16 protein-coding genes are annotated in these 15610 nt (G+C 74.2%); 13 read left to right on the forward strand and 3 right to left on the reverse strand.

The features are described 5' to 3' along the window. A partial coding sequence (locus tag VGB14_05150; protein HEX9992296.1) for a trypsin-like peptidase domain-containing protein occupies window positions 1-924 on the reverse strand: 924 nt, incomplete at its 3' end. Window positions 925-992: 68 nt separating this feature from the next. On the opposite strand from VGB14_05150, the gene VGB14_05155 reads away from it, so the two are divergent. From VGB14_05155 to VGB14_05195, 9 genes are all read left to right on the forward strand, one after another. Next, complete coding sequence (locus VGB14_05155) at window positions 993-1469, forward strand: molybdenum cofactor biosynthesis protein MoaE (GenBank protein ID HEX9992297.1); 477 nt, start codon at window positions 993-995, stop codon at window positions 1467-1469. Next, window positions 1462-1680, forward strand: coding sequence for a hypothetical protein (locus VGB14_05160; protein ID HEX9992298.1), 219 nt, complete (start codon window positions 1462-1464; stop codon window positions 1678-1680). The genes VGB14_05155 and VGB14_05160 overlap by 8 nt, the downstream gene beginning before the upstream one ends. A 3-nt stretch (window positions 1681-1683) precedes the next feature. Next, complete coding sequence (locus tag VGB14_05165) at window positions 1684-2688, forward strand: rod shape-determining protein (protein ID HEX9992299.1); 1005 nt, start codon at window positions 1684-1686, stop codon at window positions 2686-2688. 128 nt (window positions 2689-2816) lie between these two features. Beyond that, window positions 2817-3605, forward strand: a complete 789-nt coding sequence (locus VGB14_05170; GenBank protein HEX9992300.1) for an ABC transporter ATP-binding protein — start codon at window positions 2817-2819, stop codon at window positions 3603-3605. Next, entirely contained in the window at window positions 3602-4381 is a 780-nt protein-coding gene (locus VGB14_05175; protein HEX9992301.1) for an ABC transporter ATP-binding protein, read from the forward strand. Before VGB14_05170 ends, VGB14_05175 begins: the two co-directional genes overlap by 4 nt. Further along, window positions 4378-6225: an AMP-binding protein gene (locus tag VGB14_05180; protein ID HEX9992302.1), complete on the forward strand. Its 1848-nt coding sequence runs from the start codon at window positions 4378-4380 to the stop codon at window positions 6223-6225. The genes VGB14_05175 and VGB14_05180 overlap by 4 nt, the downstream gene beginning before the upstream one ends. Then, a complete protein-coding gene (locus VGB14_05185) occupies window positions 6225-7121 on the forward strand; it encodes a branched-chain amino acid ABC transporter permease (GenBank protein ID HEX9992303.1) in 897 nt (298 codons plus the stop codon). Before VGB14_05180 ends, VGB14_05185 begins: the two co-directional genes overlap by 1 nt. Beyond that, entirely contained in the window at window positions 7121-8224 is a 1104-nt protein-coding gene (locus tag VGB14_05190) for a branched-chain amino acid ABC transporter permease (protein ID HEX9992304.1), read from the forward strand. Before VGB14_05185 ends, VGB14_05190 begins: the two co-directional genes overlap by 1 nt. Before the next feature lie 20 nt (window positions 8225-8244). Next, a complete protein-coding gene (locus tag VGB14_05195) occupies window positions 8245-9600 on the forward strand; it encodes an ABC transporter substrate-binding protein (protein HEX9992305.1) in 1356 nt (451 codons plus the stop codon). 67 nt (window positions 9601-9667) lie between these two features. On the opposite strand, the gene VGB14_05200 is transcribed toward VGB14_05195, so the two are convergent. After that, a complete protein-coding gene (locus VGB14_05200) occupies window positions 9668-10159 on the reverse strand; it encodes a HEAT repeat domain-containing protein (protein ID HEX9992306.1) in 492 nt (163 codons plus the stop codon). A 112-nt stretch (window positions 10160-10271) separates the two neighbouring features. Between VGB14_05200 and VGB14_05205 the strand changes: the two genes are divergently transcribed. Then, complete coding sequence (locus VGB14_05205; GenBank protein ID HEX9992307.1) at window positions 10272-10940, forward strand: TetR/AcrR family transcriptional regulator; 669 nt, start codon at window positions 10272-10274, stop codon at window positions 10938-10940. Window positions 10941-11008: 68 nt separating this feature from the next. Next, window positions 11009-11413, forward strand: coding sequence for a hypothetical protein (locus tag VGB14_05210; GenBank protein ID HEX9992308.1), 405 nt, complete (start codon window positions 11009-11011; stop codon window positions 11411-11413). Between the two features lie 53 nt (window positions 11414-11466). Here the strand turns inward: VGB14_05210 and VGB14_05215 are convergent, their stop codons facing one another. Continuing rightward, the gene (locus VGB14_05215) at window positions 11467-11607 is read right to left on the reverse strand and encodes a hypothetical protein (GenBank protein HEX9992309.1); all 141 of its coding nucleotides are present in this window, start codon (window positions 11605-11607) and stop codon (window positions 11467-11469) included. A gap of 223 nt (window positions 11608-11830) precedes the next feature. Here VGB14_05215 and VGB14_05220 point away from each other — a divergent pair, with 223 nt between their 5' ends. Both VGB14_05220 and VGB14_05225 read left to right on the forward strand, forming a co-directional pair. Further along, window positions 11831-12856, forward strand: coding sequence for a PDZ domain-containing protein (locus VGB14_05220; protein ID HEX9992310.1), 1026 nt, complete (start codon window positions 11831-11833; stop codon window positions 12854-12856). Window positions 12857-12899: 43 nt separating this feature from the next. Next, the gene (locus tag VGB14_05225; GenBank protein HEX9992311.1) at window positions 12900-15551 is read left to right on the forward strand and encodes an ATP-binding protein; all 2652 of its coding nucleotides are present in this window, start codon (window positions 12900-12902) and stop codon (window positions 15549-15551) included. Window positions 15552-15610: the final 59 nt, after the last annotated feature.

The following is a 15610-nucleotide window of genomic DNA, read 5'->3' on the forward strand; positions in this document are numbered from 1 at the left end:
CACCGCCCGGCCCTGGGAGATGAGCTGCTCGGAGATGTCGCGCACGGTGTCGACCGGGATGGCGAAGCCGAGGCCGATGTTGCCGCTGCCGGAGCCGGACGTGGCGATCGCCGAGTTGATGCCGATCACCTGCGCGTTGACGTTGACCAGCGCGCCGCCGGAGTTGCCCGGGTTGATCGGGGCGTCGGTCTGCACCGCGCTGATGACCGCGTTGGTGTCGCTGCCCTCCCCCGCCAGCCGCACCGGCCGGTCCAGGGCGCTGACGATGCCGCTGGTGACGGTGCCGGCCAGCCCGAGCGGCGAGCCGATGGCGACGGCCGTCTCGCCCACCTGGAGGCCCTCGGCCGTGCCCAGCACGGCGGTCGGGAGGCGCTCGCCGTCGACGTGCACGACGGCGATGTCGGTCTCGTGGTCGAGGCCGACGACCTCGCCCTCGTGCTCCTCGCCGTCGGCCAGCACGACGATCACGTCGCCGCCGTCCTCGACCACGTGGGCGTTGGTCATGAGGTAGCCGTCGTCGCGGAACAGCACGCCGGACCCGGAGCGGGCGCCGGCGACGTCGACCCTGGCGATGGCCGGGCTGACCCTGGCGGCGATGTCGACCACGCCGGGCGGGCGGGCCGTGAGGCCGACGTCGACCGAGGTGACCGCCACCCGCTCGATCACCTCGCGCTGGACGATCCGGGTGCCGGCCCCGTCGGCGAACAGGGCGACGGCGGCGATGGCGACGAGGGCGCCGACCATGCCCGAGCCGAGCGCCACCCCCCACACCGGGCGGGCCGGGGCCGGCCCGTCGACCAGCCACCCGGTCGGGTCCGGCCCGGCCAGGGACAGCTCCGACGGGTGCCGCCACAGCCGGTCCTCCGGGGGGAGGAGTGGTCCCGATCCCGAGAGGTCGTCGTCGGGATCGTCGTCCAGCGGCACGGGCCGCGACCTTACCGACGGGCGCGCCGACGCGGTCCGCGCCCCCCTCCCCGCCCTAGCATTGGGACGTGGGCACCCCGCCGACCGGCGACACCTGGCTGGCGCTGACCAGCGAGCCGCTCCCCGTCGGCGCGGCCGCCGACTGGGCCGTGCTGCCCCGCTGCGGCGCGGTCGTGCTGTTCTCCGGCACGGCCAGGGACCACGCCGAGGGCCGGCCAGGGGTGAGCCTGCTCGAGTACGAGGCCTACGAGGAGCAGGTCGTGCCCCGGCTGGCGGCGATCGCCGGCGACTGCAGGGCCCGCTGGCCCGACCTCGGACGGGTGGCGCTGCTCCACCGGGTCGGGCCCGTGCCCGTCGGGGAGTCCTCGGTCGTCGTCGCCGTCTCCGCGCCCCACCGCCAGGAGGCCTTCGCCGCCGCCCGCCACGCCATCGACACGCTGAAGGCCACCGTCCCCATCTGGAAGCGGGAGACCTGGGAGGGCGGCAGCGCCTGGGGCCTCGACGCCAAGGCCGTCGGCGACGTCGCCGAGGTGGCCCGTGGGTAGCCTCGCCTTCCTCCTCGTGGCCGGCCTGCTGATCCTCGTCGGCTCGATGATCCTCTGGCTCCGCGAGCGCAAGCCGTCCTCGATGGAGTCGGGCATCGAGGAGTTCTCGCGGGAGATGCGGGCGCTCGCCCCCGAGCGCCGGACGTCGGCCGATGGCCCGAGGCGGCGCCGCTCGGCCCGACCCGGCGGCCGCGCCGCCGCGGAGGGCTGAGCCCTGGCCCGCGACCTCGCCATCGACCTCGGCACCGCCAACACGCTCGTCTACGCCAAGGGCAAGGGCATCGTCCTCAACGAGCCCTCGGTGATCGCCCTGAACAGCCAGACCGGCGAGGTGCTGGCGATGGGCCGCGAGGCGTGGCAGATGATCGGCAGGACCCCCGGCTACATCGTCGCCGTCCGCCCGCTGCGCCAGGGCGCCATCACGGACTTCGACATCACCCAGCGCATGATCCGCCTGCTGCTCCAGCGGGCCGGGGTGAGCAAGTTCAACCGGCCGCGGGTGGTGATCTGCGTGCCGTCGGCCATCACCGAGGTCGAGCGCCGGGCCGTGACCGAGGCGGCCAGGCGGGCCGGGGCGGCCGACGCCCAGCTGCTCGAGCAGCCCATGGCCGCGGCCATCGGCGCCGGCCTGCCCATCAACGAGCCGCTCGGCAACATGGTCGTGGACGTGGGCGGCGGCACGTCGGAGACGGCCGTCATCAGCCTCGGCGGGGTCGTCGCCCTCCAGGCCATCCGGGTCGGCTCCTTCGACGTCGACAGCTCCATCCAGACCTTCATCCGCCGGGAGTACGGCATCGCCGTCGGGGAGCGGACGGCCGAGGAGATCAAGATGGCGATCGGCTCGGCGTGGCCGACCGACGACGAGATGAAGGCCGAGGTCCGGGGCCGCGACCTCATGACCGGCCTGCCAAAGACCGTGATCCTCTCGCCCGAGGAGGTGCGGGAGGCGATCGAGGAGCAGGTGAGCACGATCGTGGACTCGGTCGTGCAGTGCCTCGGCCAGGCCCCGCCCGAGCTGGCCCAGGACCTCATCGCCCACGGCATGTACCTGGTCGGAGGGGGCGGGATGCTGCGCGGCCTCGACCGCCGCATCGCGGAGGAGACCGAGATCCCCGTCCACCTCGTCGACGCCCCGTTGGAGTGCGTCGTGCTCGGCGCCGGCCGCGTGATCGAGGCCTACGACGCCCTGAAGGTGATGTTCATGGGAGCCCGCCGGTAGCACGCCGGGGTCGCGGCGCGGCTAGGTTGCGCGATCGACCGTGACGGACGTCTCATCCCGGGGGGGCAGTGAGCGACCAGCTGACGCGGGCGACGGGTGAGGCCACCTCAGGAGCGACCGCCCCCGTCGTGCTCGCCGTGCGCAACCTCGAGGTCGTCTACGGCGACGTCATCCTCGTGCTGCGGGGGGTCAGCCTCGACGTCCGCACGGGCCAGATCGTCGCCCTCCTCGGCGCCAACGGGGCCGGCAAGACGACCCTGCTGCGGGCCATCACCGGGCTGCTGCCCGTGCACCGCGGCGAGATCACGAAGGGCACCGTCGAGCTCGAGGGCGAGCGGCTCAACGGCCGGGACGCGGCCTGGATCGTCCGCCGCGGGGTCTCGCAGGTGATGGAGGGGCGGCGGATCTTCGCCGAGCTCTCCGTCGACGAGAACCTCCGCGCCGGGGCGTTCACCCGCAGGGACAAGGCGGAGGTGCGGTCCGGCTACGAGCGGGTGATGGCGCTGTTCCCGAAGCTGGCCGAGCGCCGCCGCCAGACCGCCGGCTACCTGTCCGGCGGGGAGCAGCAGATGCTGGCCATCGGCCGGGCGCTGATGGCGTCGCCCCGCGTGCTCCTGCTCGACGAGCCGTCGCTCGGGCTCGCCCCGCTCGTCGTCGAGCAGATCAGGGACATCATCGCCGAGGTCAACCGCCAGGGCACGAGCGTGCTGCTGGTCGAGCAGAACGCCACGATGGCGCTGTCCATCGCCGACCACGGGTTCGTCCTCGAGAACGGCCGCGTGGTGAAGGACGGCCCGGCCGCCGACCTGCTCGCCGACAAGGACATCCAGGAGTTCTACCTGGGCATCGGCGACGCCGGCCGCAAGTCGTTCAGGGACGTGAAGACGTACCGGCGCAAGAAGCGGTGGAGCGCGTGAGCGAGGCCAGGGCCCCGCTGCTCGAGGTCGAGGGGCTGACCCTCCGCTTCGGCGGCGTCACCGCCCTGTCCGGGGTGAGCTTCGACGTGGCGCCCGGCGAGCTGTTCGCCGTCATCGGCCCGAACGGCGCCGGCAAGACGTCGATCTTCAACTGCCTGAACGCCGTCTACCGGCCCCAGGAGGGGAGCATCCGCCTCGACGGCCGCGAGGTCGTCGGCCGCAAGCCGGTCGAGACGGCCCGCCTCGGCATCGCCAGGACGTTCCAGAACCTCGGGCTGTTCGTCCACCTGAACGTGATCGACAACCTGCTCCTCGGCCGCCACCACCTCATGTCCTCGGGGTTCCTCTCGGGCGCGGTGTGGTTCGGCCGGGCGAGGCGGGAGGAGATCGAGCACCGCCGGCGGGTCGAGGAGATCATCGACCTGCTCGAGCTGCAGCCCCACCGCTACTCGCCGGTCGGGATGCTGCCCTACGGGATCCAGAAGCGCATCGAGCTCGGCCGGGCCCTGGCCATGGACCCCCGCCTGCTGCTCCTCGACGAGCCGGTGGCCGGCATGAACGTCGAGGAGACCGAGGACATGGCCCGCTACATCCTCGAGATCCAGGACCAGCTCGGGCTGGCCATGATCCTGGTGGAGCACGACATGCACATGGTGATGGACCTGGCCGACCGGGTGATGGCGCTCGACTTCGGGGTGCCGCTCACGATCGGCCGCCCGGCCGACGTGCAGGCCGACGAGCGGGTCATCGAGGCGTACCTGGGGCAGGCGTCGTGAGCGAGACCCTGACCGCGGCCCCGCCCGCCGGGCGCACCCAGCCGGCGTTCCGGTCGCTGCCGGCCATCGTCCTCGAGCGGGCCGCGGCCACCCCGAAGAGCGTCGCCATGCGCAAGAAGGACCTCGGCCGCTGGAAGGAGTACACCTGGGCCGACTACGCCGAGCGGGCGGCCCGCATCGGCCTCGGCCTGAAGGCGCTCGGCGTCGAGCGGGGCGAGCGGGTGGCGATCCACGCCGAGAACCGGCCGGCCTGGCCGCTCGCCGACATGGGGGTCCAGGGCATCGGGGCCGTTGCCGTCGGCATCTACCCGACGAGCCCGGCGGCCGAGGTGCAGTACCTCCTGTCCCACTCCGAGTCCGTCGTGCTGATCGCCGAGGACGAGGAGCAGCTGGACAAGGCGTGGGAGGTGCGGGAGAAGCTCCCCTCGCTGCGGAAGATCGTGGTCGTCGACCCGAGGGGCGTGAAGCAGCTGGGCGACCCGATGCTGATGACCCTCGCCGACCTCGAGGCGCTCGGCGCCGAGCAGGACCGCTCGCACTACGAGGCCGAGGTGGCGGCCATCGAGCCGGCCGACGTCGCCCTCATCGTCTACACGTCGGGGACGACCGGCCCGCCGAAGGGCGCCATGCTCACCCACGCCAACCTCCGGGCGGCGGCGGAGGCGGCGCACGCCGTGTTCGGCGTCGGCGAGGACGACGAGATCCTGTCGTACCTGCCGCTGTGCCACATCGCCGAGCGCCTCATCTCGGTGATCGACGCCATCGCCTCCGGCTACGTCGTGAACTTCGGCGACGGCGGCGAGTCGTTCGCCGCCGACATGCGCGAGGTGCAGCCGACCTTCTTCCTCGGCGTCCCGCGGGTGTGGGAGAAGATGATGGCCGGCGTCGAGATCCGCATGGCCGACGCCGGCTGGCTGAAGCGGCTCACCTACCGGTTCTGGCTGCGGCAGGGCCGGCGGATCGCCGCCCACCGCTGGAGCGGCCGCTTCGGCCCGGCCGACCGCGTCCTCTACCTCCTCGGCTGGCTGATGCTCTACCGGAGCCTGCGGATCAAGCTCGGGCTGGCGAGGGCCCGCCAGTCGCTCTCCGGCGCGGCGCCGATCGCCCCCCAGGTGCTCGAGTACTTCTGGGCGCTCGGCATCCCGGTGCGCGAGGGCTACGGGCAGACCGAGAACACGGCCCAGGCGACGATCACCCCGGCCGACGACGTCCGCATCGGCAAGGTGGGCAGGCCCGTGCCCGGCTGCGAGCTCCGGATCGCCGAGGACGGCGAGATCCTCACCCGGGGGCCGGCCACCTTCGCCGGCTACTTCAAGGACGAGCAGGCGACGAGGGCGACCGTCGACGCCGACGGCTGGCTCCACACCGGCGACGTGGGCGAGCTCGACGGCGACGGCTTCCTCACGATCACCGACCGCAAGAAGGACATCCTCATCACCGCCGGCGGCAAGAACGTCTCGCCGTCCGAGATCGAGAACAAGCTCAAGGTGTCGCCCTACGTGCGGGAGGCGGTGGTGGTCGGCGACCGCCGGCCCTACCTCGTCGCCCTGATCGGCATCGAGGCCGACACGGTGGCCAACTGGGCGGCCCGCCGGCGCATCACGTTCACGACCTACCGCGACCTCACGACCAAGCCCGAGGTCCGCGACCTCGTGCGGCAGTGGGTGGACGAGGTCAACCGGGAGCTGGCCCAGGTCGAGACCGTGAAGCGGTTCGCCCTGCTGCCGAAGGAGCTCGACCACGAGGAGGGCGAGCTCACCGCCACCCAGAAGGTGAAGCGGGCGGCGATCACCCGGGAGTTCTCGGACCTGATCGAGTCGCTCTACGCCGGGCGGGGCGGCTGATGGACGAGTTCCTGCGGCTGTGCATCGCCGGCCTGGCCCTCGGCTCGCAGTACGCGCTGATCGTGCTCGGCTTCGTCGTGATCTACCGGGCGACCGGGGTCGTGAACTTCGCCCAGGGCGGCTTCGTCGTGCTCGGCGCCTACCTCGCCTACAACGCCCACAACACGTGGGACCTGCCCTTCGCCCTGGCCGTGATCGTCGCCATGCTCGGCGGGGCGCTCGTCGGCGTGGTCGTCGAGCGGCTGATCCTGCGGCGCATGGTCGGCCAGCCCGTCTTCGCCGTGATCATGATCACGATCGGGCTCTACTACATCCTCGAACAGATCGTGCCGAGCATCTGGGGCCCGCAGAACCTCAACCTGGGCGACCCGTGGGGCATCCAGGTGAAGAGCCTCGGCGACATCCAGGTCGCCGTGAAGGACCTGTGGACGATCGCGCTGGCGGCCGCCGCCCTGCTCGCCTTCTTCCTCCTGTTCCGCTACTCGAAGATCGGGGTGGCCATGCGGGCCACCGCCCTCGACCAGGAGGCGGCCCTGGCCCAGGGGATCAGCGCCCGGCGGATCTTCGCCATCTCGTGGGGGATCGCCGGCGCCGTCGCCGCCCTGGCCGGCGTGACCCAGGCGGCCGGCTCGATCCAGGTGCGGCCGACGCTCGGCCTCGTCGCCCTGCTCGCCTTCCCGGCCATGATCCTCGGCGGCCTCGACTCGCCGGGCGGGGCCGTGCTCGGCGGGATCATCATCGGCGTCACCCAGACCCTCACGGCCGGCTACCAGGACGACTTCTTCCCCTGGCTCGGCGACGGCTTCAACTCGGTCATGCCCTACGTGGTGATGGTCGTCATCCTCCTCGTGCGGCCCTTCGGCCTGTTCGGCACGAAGGAGGTCAGGAGGGTCTGATGGCCAACCCCAGCCCGTACCTCGTCACCAGCTACGAGCGCGACCTCCGGCTGTTCCCCACGCTCGCCTCGAAGATCGGCCTCGGCCTGCTCGTCCTCGTCTGGCTGGCGCTGCCGTTCAACCTCACCGACTACCAGCTCCTCGTGCTCGTGTTCGCGGGCATCGCCGCCATCGGCGGCATCGGCCTGAACCTGCTCACCGGCTACACGGGGCAGGTGTCCCTCGGGCACGCCTTCTTCCTCGGCGTCGGCGCCTACACGGCCGCCTACCTCGGGGCCCGGCACGACCTCCCCCTCGTCGTCTGGCTGCCGGCCGCCGCCCTGCTGGCCGGCTTGGTCGGCGCCGTCATCGGCCCGTTCGCCCTGCGCCTCCGCGGCCAGTACCTCGGCATCGTCACGCTCGGGCTCGTCTTCGTCGGCCTGCACGTGTTCGAGAACTGGAACTCGGTGACCGGCGGCAACACCGGCACGACGTCGGCGGCGCCGGTCGACGTCGGCGTGGCCGACTTCTCCGCCCTCGAGCTCGGCGGGCAGGCGTTCACCAAGGAGCAGAGCTGGTTCTGGTTCGTGTGGGCGCTCGTCGGCCTCGTCGCCCTGCTGGCGAAGAACATCGTCCGCAGCCGGCCGGGCCGGGCCATGCAGGCCGTGCGGGACCGCGACCTCGCGGCCGAGGTCGTCGGCGTCAGCCTGGCGAGGACGAAGGTCGGCGCGTTCGCCGTGTCGAGCGCGCTGGCCGGCATGGCCGGGGCGCTGTTCGCCAGCTTCCAGGAGGCGGTGAACCCCGAGAACTTCACCCTGCTGGTGTCGATCCAGTACATCGCCGTCGTCATCGTCGGCGGGGTCGGCACCGTGTTCGGCTCGATCCTCGGCGCCCTCCTCGTCGGCCCCGTGCAGCGCATCGTCGAGACCGTCAGCCGCAGCCAGGACCTGCCGTTCGTGTCCGGCGACGCCGGCGGCGCCGAGGGCGTCATCGCCGTCGCCTCGCTGAACCGCATGATCTTCGGCGCGCTCATCATCGTGTTCCTGATCTTCGAGCCCCGCGGCCTCGCCGCCATCTGGCTGCGGGCCAAGGCGTACTTCAAGACCTGGCCGTTCTCCTACTGACCCGCCCACGAGGGAGGCCCATGCGCACCAACCGACCCCTGTTCCGCATCCTCGCCCTGCTGTTCGCGTTCGTGCTCATCGGCGCGGCGTGCGGCCGCGACGACGAGGACAGCGCCGACGCCCCGGCAGCCACCGACGACGGCGACGACGGCGGCGACGACACCAGCGACACCACGGCCGCGGAAGGCACCGACGAGGACGACAGCGGCGGCGAGCTGGCCACCGCGCCCGGCTTCGACGGCTCCACCATCAAGGTCGGGATCGTCACCCCGCAGACCGGCGGCGTCGAGGTCATCGGCAACCCGCTGACCACCGGCAACCAGGTGTACTTCGACTACGTCAACGACGAGCTGGGCGGCATCGCCGGCCAGTACCAGATCGAGACCGTCGTGGTCGACAGCCAGTACGACGCCACCGTCGGCCTCCAGCAGTACAACGCCATCAAGGACGACGTCGTGATGTTCGCCCAGATCCTCGGGACGCCGGTGGTCAACACCGTCCTCGAGCAGCTGCGGCAGGACAACATCGTCGCCGCCCCTGCGTCGCTCGACTCGTTCTGGGTGCGGGAGCAGAACCTGCTGCCGATCGGCGGCCCGTACCAGGTGCAGGCCATCAACGCCATGGACTGGTGGATCAACGAGGGCGGCGGCAGCACCGACGCCACCGTCTGCACGATGATCCAGGACGACCCCTACGGCGAGGCCGGCCAGGAGGGCGTGGAGTTCGCGGCCGAGCAGCTCGGCTTCGAGGTCGCGGCCACGGCCCGGTTCGGCGCCACCGACACCGACTTCACCGCCCAGGTCGGCCAGCTGAGCGAGGCCAACTGCGAGGTCGTGTTCCTCGTGTCGACCCCGACCGGCACCGGCGGCATCCTCGGCGTCGCCGCCGCCCAGAACTTCACCCCGCAGTGGATCGGCCAGTCGCCGACCTGGATCGGGCTGCTGGCCGCCTCCCCGCTCGCCGAGTACCTCCAGGCCAACTTCAAGGTCGTGGCCGAGGGCACCGAGTGGGGCGACGAGTCGGTGCCCGGGATGGCCGACATGATCGCCAGGCAGGAGCAGTACGCGCCCGACCAGGGCCCGGACTACTACTTCGCCTTCGGCTACAACCAGGCCCAGGCCGTCGTGCAGGTGCTCGAGGCCGCCGTCGAGAACGGCGACCTGTCCCGCGAGGGGATCATCGAGGCGATGAACAGCCTCGACACGCTGACCTTCGACGGGCTGTCGGGCGACTACGAGTGGGGCGCCCCCGAGGACCGCAACCCGCCCAGGGCGAGCACGATCTTCGAGGTCGACCCGGAGAAGCCGTTCGGCCTCGGCGTGGTCGCGAGGGACTACGAGTCCGAGGCGGCCGACGCCTTCGAGTTCGAGGGCTAGCAGCGCCGGGACGGCGTCCCCTCCCCGGTCCGGGCGGGCCGGGGAGGCGGGCGCCGCCCACGGTGCCCTACTCGTCCAGCAGGTCCTCCGCGGCCTGGCGGACCTGCCAGTCGCGGTCCCCGAGGGCGCGCCGGAGGGCGGCGTCGACCTCGGGCCCCTCGAAGGGGGCGAGCGCGAGCACGGCCCGGCGGCGCACGGCCGGGCGGTCGCCGGTCGCCGCCAGGATGGCCGGCAGGCCGGCCTCGTCGCCGATGGCCCCGAGCGCGGCGACGGCGGCCTCGCGGCACAGCGGGTCGGGATGGCCGCCGGCCACCCGGACGAGCGCGTCGACGGCGCCGGCCTCGGCCGGGGACCGCTCGCCGCACGCCCACGCCGCCACCTCGACGACGGTGGGGTCGGGGTCGTCGAGCAGGGCCACGACGGGCACGACGGGGAGGGCCGGCGACAGCTCGAGCGCCCGCCGCCGGACGGCCGGGTCGGGGTCGGCCAGCCCGGCCGCGAGCTGGGCCGGTTCGAGGCGTCCGAGGCGGGCGAGGGCGCCCAGCGCGGCGGCCCGCACGCCGCCGTCGGGGTCCCCCAGCGCGCCGAGCGCGGTGGCCGCGTCACCCAGGTGGCCGGCGAGCGCGACAGCGCGGCGCCGAGCGATGGTGTCCGATAAGTTCCGTCCTCTCGTGCCCACTCCTCCCCCTTCGGACTGCTCGCCGGGATCCGACCGCCCGCCCAACAAGCGACAGCAGCAGGCGGCCGCGACCCAGGACCAGCTGCTGGCCGCGGCGCGCTCGGTGTTCGAGGAGAAGGGGTACCAGGGGGCGACCGTCGGCGCCATCACCGACCGGGCCAACACCGCCCACGGCACCTTCTACCTGTACTTCCGCAACAAGGAGGACGCGTTCAACCGCGTCATCGCCGGCCTCTTCGACGAGATGCTGGCCGCGTCGGAGACCCGCTTCGTCGGCGGCGGGCCCCGGGTCGCCATCGAGGACGTCGTCGCTCGCTACCTGACGATCTACACGCACAACGCCGGGCTGTTCCGCACCCTGTTCGAGGCGGTGATGGCCAACCCGTCGATCTCGGAGAGCTGGGTGGCCATGCGGCGCCGGTGGGTGGAGCGCATGGCCCGCGGCCTGAACGGCCTCCAGCGCACCGGCCGCATGCGCACGGTCGACACCGAGCTGGCCGCCTACGTGCTCGCCGGCATGACCGAGTGGTTCGCGTTCACCCACCTCGTGCTGGGCGAGCCCCCGCCCGGCGACGACCCCGTGCCCCGGGCGTCGGCGGTGGTCGCCGACCTGTTCGTCCACGCCGTGTTCGGCCGGTTGGAGGACGACCCGCAGGGCTGAGGCGGCGCTCAAGTCGCGGTGCTCCCGTCCCGATGGAGGAGTCGGTGAAAGGAGCCACCGTGTCGCACATGGTCATCTTCCGCAGCGCCGACGGACGGCCGGGCTACCACCAGTCCGACGAGCTGGCGGACGCCGCCGCCTTCGTCGAGCGGCTCCGCAACGACGACGGCGTCGAGCACGCCCGCATCTTCCGCATGGAGGAGGTGACCTTCGAGTTCCGGCCGTACTACCGGGTCACCCTCGGCCACGAGCCGCCGATGCCGGCCGCCGAGCCGGAGCCGGCCATGCTCCCCGAGCCCCACGCGCACGAGGCCATGGCCCCGGAGGGGATGCCGGCCGAGCCGGTCCCGATGGCGGAGGCGCCGCCCATGCCGATGCCGATGCCCCCGATGGTCGAGCCCGACCACGTGCCCGTCGTCCCGCTCGGGGCCAACGGGTCGGTGGCCGGGCGCCGCGGCCTGTTCGGCCGCTGAGGTCGTCGACGGGCGGGCCGGGGAGGACGGCCCGTCCCGCCCGCGGCGTCCCGCTAGGCGAGCAGGCGCTGGAGCGCCACCACCAGCACCACCACGGTGACGGCGATGGCCACGGCGACGAGCACGCCGACGATCACGACGAGGACGGCGAGGAACACCGCCGACCGCAGCCGCTGCCACCAGCGGGGGGTCACCCGCTCCTGACGGGTGGCGTCCCCGCCGCGGGCGCCGACAGCTCGCGCCCCCGCCGGTTCCCCCCGACGGCGGGGGCGCAGGCGCGCCTCGGCGCGTGGGGATCGAGCGGGTGCCGTGGCAGGCTGGTCGGCGGTGGACACGACGGCGCCGAGCGTACCTCTCGACCCCCCGCCCGAGCCCCCGCGCCGGCGGCCGCACCGGCGGCTCTGGACGGCCCTCGGCGTGCTCGCCGGGCTGGTCACGGCGGCCGTGATCGGCTCGGCCTTCATCACCGTCCCCTACTACACGATCGCCCCCGGCAACGCCCGGGCCACCGAGCCGCTCATCGCCGTCGACGAGGAGCACACGTTCCCGGCCGACGGCGAGGTGCTGTTCACGACGGTGTCGGTCGGGCACGCGACCCTGCTCGAGTCGCTGCGGGGGTGGCTCGACCAAGACGTCGACGTCGTGCCCGAGGAGCAGATCCTCGGCGACCAGAGCCCCGACCAGAACCGCCAGGTCAACCTCGAGCTCATGGACACCTCGAAGCAGGTGGCGACCGTCGTCGCCCTCCGCGAGCTCGGCTACGACGTGCCGGCGCACGGCACCGGCGCGCTGGTCGTCCAGATCGACGAGACGCTGCCGGCCGCCGGCGTGCTGGAGCCGGGCGACACGATCGTGGGGATCGACGGCGAGGACGTGGCGCTCTCCGAGGACCTGGTGGCCGGCATCCAGGCCCACCAGCCCGGCGACGAGGTGACCCTGCGGGTCGACCCGGCCGGCGAGGGCGAGGAGCGCACCGAGCGCGTCACCTTGGCCGAGCGGGCCGCCGACGAGGGCGGCGGGCCCGTGCTCGGCGTGTTCGCGCAGACCCGCGACCTCCGCTACGACCTGCCGTTCTCGGTCGACATCGACTCCGGGTCGGTGGGCGGCCCTTCGGCCGGCCTGGCGTTCACGCTCGGGCTCCTCGACGTGCTGACGCCCGGCGAGCTGACCGGCGGCGAGGTCGTGGCCGCCACCGGGACGATCGACGGCGAGGGCAACGTCGGCCCCGTCGGCGGGGTGGCGCAGAAGACGGTGACGGTGCGGGAGTCGGGCGCCGACGTGTTCCTCGTGCCGGCCGACGAGTACGAGCAGGCCGCGGCGCGGGCGGGGGACGACCTCCGCGTCGTGCGGGTGGCTACGCTCGACGACGCCCTCCAGGCGCTCGCCGACCTCGGTGGGAACGCGATGGCGCTGGGGCGGCCGGGGCAGTCGGGAGGCACGTAGGGGGCGAGGTGATCGACGCTGGCGGGTGGGGCCGGGGGGCCGGATGAGCCCGGCCGCCGTGCAGGCCCGCTTCGTCGCCGAGTTCGCCCTGTTCCTCGTGTCGGCCGGCGCGCTCGCGCTGGCCCTCCGCCGTCCCGCCCTGCTCGTCGCCGACGGCCGGGGCCGCCGCCTCGCCGGCGACGCGCTCGCCCTCGGCTTCGCCGCCCTCGCCACCGCCGCCGTGCTCCGGGGCGCGCTCGTCCTCCCCGAGCCCGACGCCCCGCTCCGGGTCGGCCTGCGGGCCGGCGGGGCCGTCGCCCTGGCCGCCGGCTGGTGGTGGTGGGCGGGGCCGATGGCGACGCGGGCGGCCGCCCTCGCCGGGATCGCCGCGGTCGCGGCCGGCACCGCGCTCGGCGCCGCCGGCAGCGGGGCGGCCGGCGACTGGGCGTCCGCCGCCGGGGCGCTCGGCCTCGGGGCCGGCCTGGTCGGCGCCAGCCGGCGGGCCGTGTCGGCCCGCATCGCCACGAGCGCCACCGCCATCCTCCTCGTCGCCGTCCTCGGCGTGGGGGTCGCCCTGTCCGTCGTCATCTCCGGCAACGTCGACGACGAGCTGCTCCGCCGGGCCGACGTGCGGGCCGCCACCGAGGCGGCGCTGGCCGCCGACGCCGGCCCGAACGCGGCCGCCCAGGTGGCGCTCACGAGGGCCCAGGTCGTCGCCGACGCGCTCGTCGCCGCCGTGCCCGCCGAGCTCACGGCCGCGGTCGGCGGGGACGCCGGCGCCCGCGACCGGGTCGCCGCCGAGCTGGCGCGCCTGCGGGACCGGCTGGCGCTCGACGGCCCCCTCCTCGTCGTCGGCACCGACCTGCGCCCGGTCGCCGCCGTCGGTGCCGAGGACGCGGACACCCGCCTGGCCATCGCCGGCCAGCCCGTCGTGGCCGAGGCCGGGGAGCAGGCCGGGTCGGCCCAGTCGGTGGCCGTCGTCGCCGGGCGGGCGCTGGCCCTCGCCGCCACCGCCGTCACCGCCCCCGACGCCCCGCCCGAGGCCGCCCCGGTGGCGCTGGTCGTGGCGTCGACGCCGCTCGACGCCGGCTACCTGGCCCTGCGGGCCGCCGGCGACGCCAACCTCGGCCTGGCCTTCGCCACCCGGGCCGAGGTGCTGGCCGGGCACGGCGACCAGCCGCCGGCCGCCGAGGTGCTGCGCCTGGCCGGCCGGGCCACGGCCGAGGCTGCGGCGGCGTCGGTCGAGACCGGCGGCCGGTTCGTCGTCGCCCGCCCCGTCCTCGACGCCGCCGGCACCCCGGTGATGGCGGCCGTCGCCTCGCTCCCCACGGCCGTCGCCGACGAGACCCGGGCCGACCTGTACCGGACCCTGTTCCTCGTCGCCCTGGCCGCCGCCGCGCTGGCGCTCGTGCTGGCCGCCGTCGTCGGCGAGCGCATCGGCGCCGGCCTGCGCCGCCTGACCACCGCGGCCCGCCGCGTCCAGGCCGGCGACCTCGACGTCGACAGCGCCGTGCGCAGCGACGACGAGCTGGGCGTGCTCGGGTCGGCGTTCGACTCGATGACCGGGTCGCTGCGGTCGATGACCGCCGAGCTGCGCCGGGCCGCCGACGACGAGGCCCGGCTGCGAGCCCGGCTCGAGGCCGTCGTCGCCGGCATGGGCGAGGCGCTGGTGGCCGTCGACGCGGACGGCCGGGTCACCGACTTCAACGCCGCGGCCGAGGAGCTGTTCGGGGTGGCGGCCGCCGACGCGGTCGGGCGGCCGGTCGCCGCCGTCGGCGCGGTCGTCGGGGAAGACGGCGAGGACGTGGCCGACCGGCTGGCGTCGCCGCCCCCCGAGGCGTGGTCGACGCAGGCCACGGTGGTGCGCCCGGACGGCGGGGAGGTGCCGGTCGCCGTCTCGGGCGGTACCGTGGTGCCGTCGGGGGGCGGATCGGCCGGCGCGGTCGCCGTCTTCCGCGACGTGCGGCGCGAGCGCGAGGTCGAGCGGATGCGGACGGAGTTCCTGTCGAACATCAGTCACGAGCTCCGCACGCCGTTGACCCCCATCAAGGGCTTCGCCGGCGTGCTGCGCTCCCGCACCGTGCCCCCCGAGTCGGCCCGCGAGTTCGCGGGCGAGATCATCGCCGCCGCCGACCAGCTCGAGCGGGTCATCGGCCAGCTCGTCAACTTCGCCACGATGGCCGCCGGGCCGCTCCAGCTGCGCCCCGAGCCGGTGGCCGTGCGCGACCTGCTCGACGCGGCCGTCGAGCGCTGGCGGCCCCGGCTGGGCGACCGCCACCCGATCACGAGGAGGGTGGCCAGGGGTGTGCCGGCCGTCGTCGCCGACCGCCGCCTCCTCGAGGTGACCATCGACGAGCTCGTCGACAACGCCGTGAAGTACTCGCCCGACGGCGGCCCCGTGCGCCTCGCCGCCTCGGCGGACGGCGACGGCGACGGCGCCGGCCGGCCCCGGGTCCGCATCTCGGTCACCGACAGCGGCGTCGGCATCCCGGCCGACCGGCTCGACTCGATCTTCGGCGACTTCGCCCAGCTCGACGGGTCGGCCACCCGCCGCTTCGGCGGCCTCGGCCTCGGCCTCGCCATGGTGTCCCGCGTCGTGCGGGCCCACGACGGCGACCTGGAGTGCTCCTCGGTGCCCGGCCGGGGCTCGCGGTTCACGATCGTGCTGCCCGCCGGATTGGACGGCGGCGGCGAAGGGAAAGGACGGACACCGTGACCAGGAGGCTGGTCCTCCTCCTCCTGCCCGCCGCGCTGGCCGTCGGCCTCCTCGTGGCG

This window comes from Acidimicrobiales bacterium, from assembly GCA_036399815.1.
Taxonomy (GTDB): domain Bacteria; phylum Actinomycetota; class Acidimicrobiia; order Acidimicrobiales; family DASWMK01; genus DASWMK01.

Excerpts from the sequence above, each read along its gene's own strand:
- VGB14_05190 (HEX9992304.1), top strand. The coding sequence starts at position 7,121 with ATGGCCAACCCCAGCCCGTACCTCGTCACCAGCTACGAGCGCGACCTC.
- VGB14_05225 (HEX9992311.1), top strand. The coding sequence starts at position 12,900 with ATGAGCCCGGCCGCCGTGCAGGCCCGCTTCGTCGCCGAGTTCGCCCTG.
- VGB14_05195 (HEX9992305.1), top strand. The coding sequence starts at position 8,245 with ATGCGCACCAACCGACCCCTGTTCCGCATCCTCGCCCTGCTGTTCGCG.
- VGB14_05185 (HEX9992303.1), top strand. The coding sequence starts at position 6,225 with ATGGACGAGTTCCTGCGGCTGTGCATCGCCGGCCTGGCCCTCGGCTCG.
- VGB14_05210 (HEX9992308.1), top strand. The coding sequence starts at position 11,009 with ATGGTCATCTTCCGCAGCGCCGACGGACGGCCGGGCTACCACCAGTCC.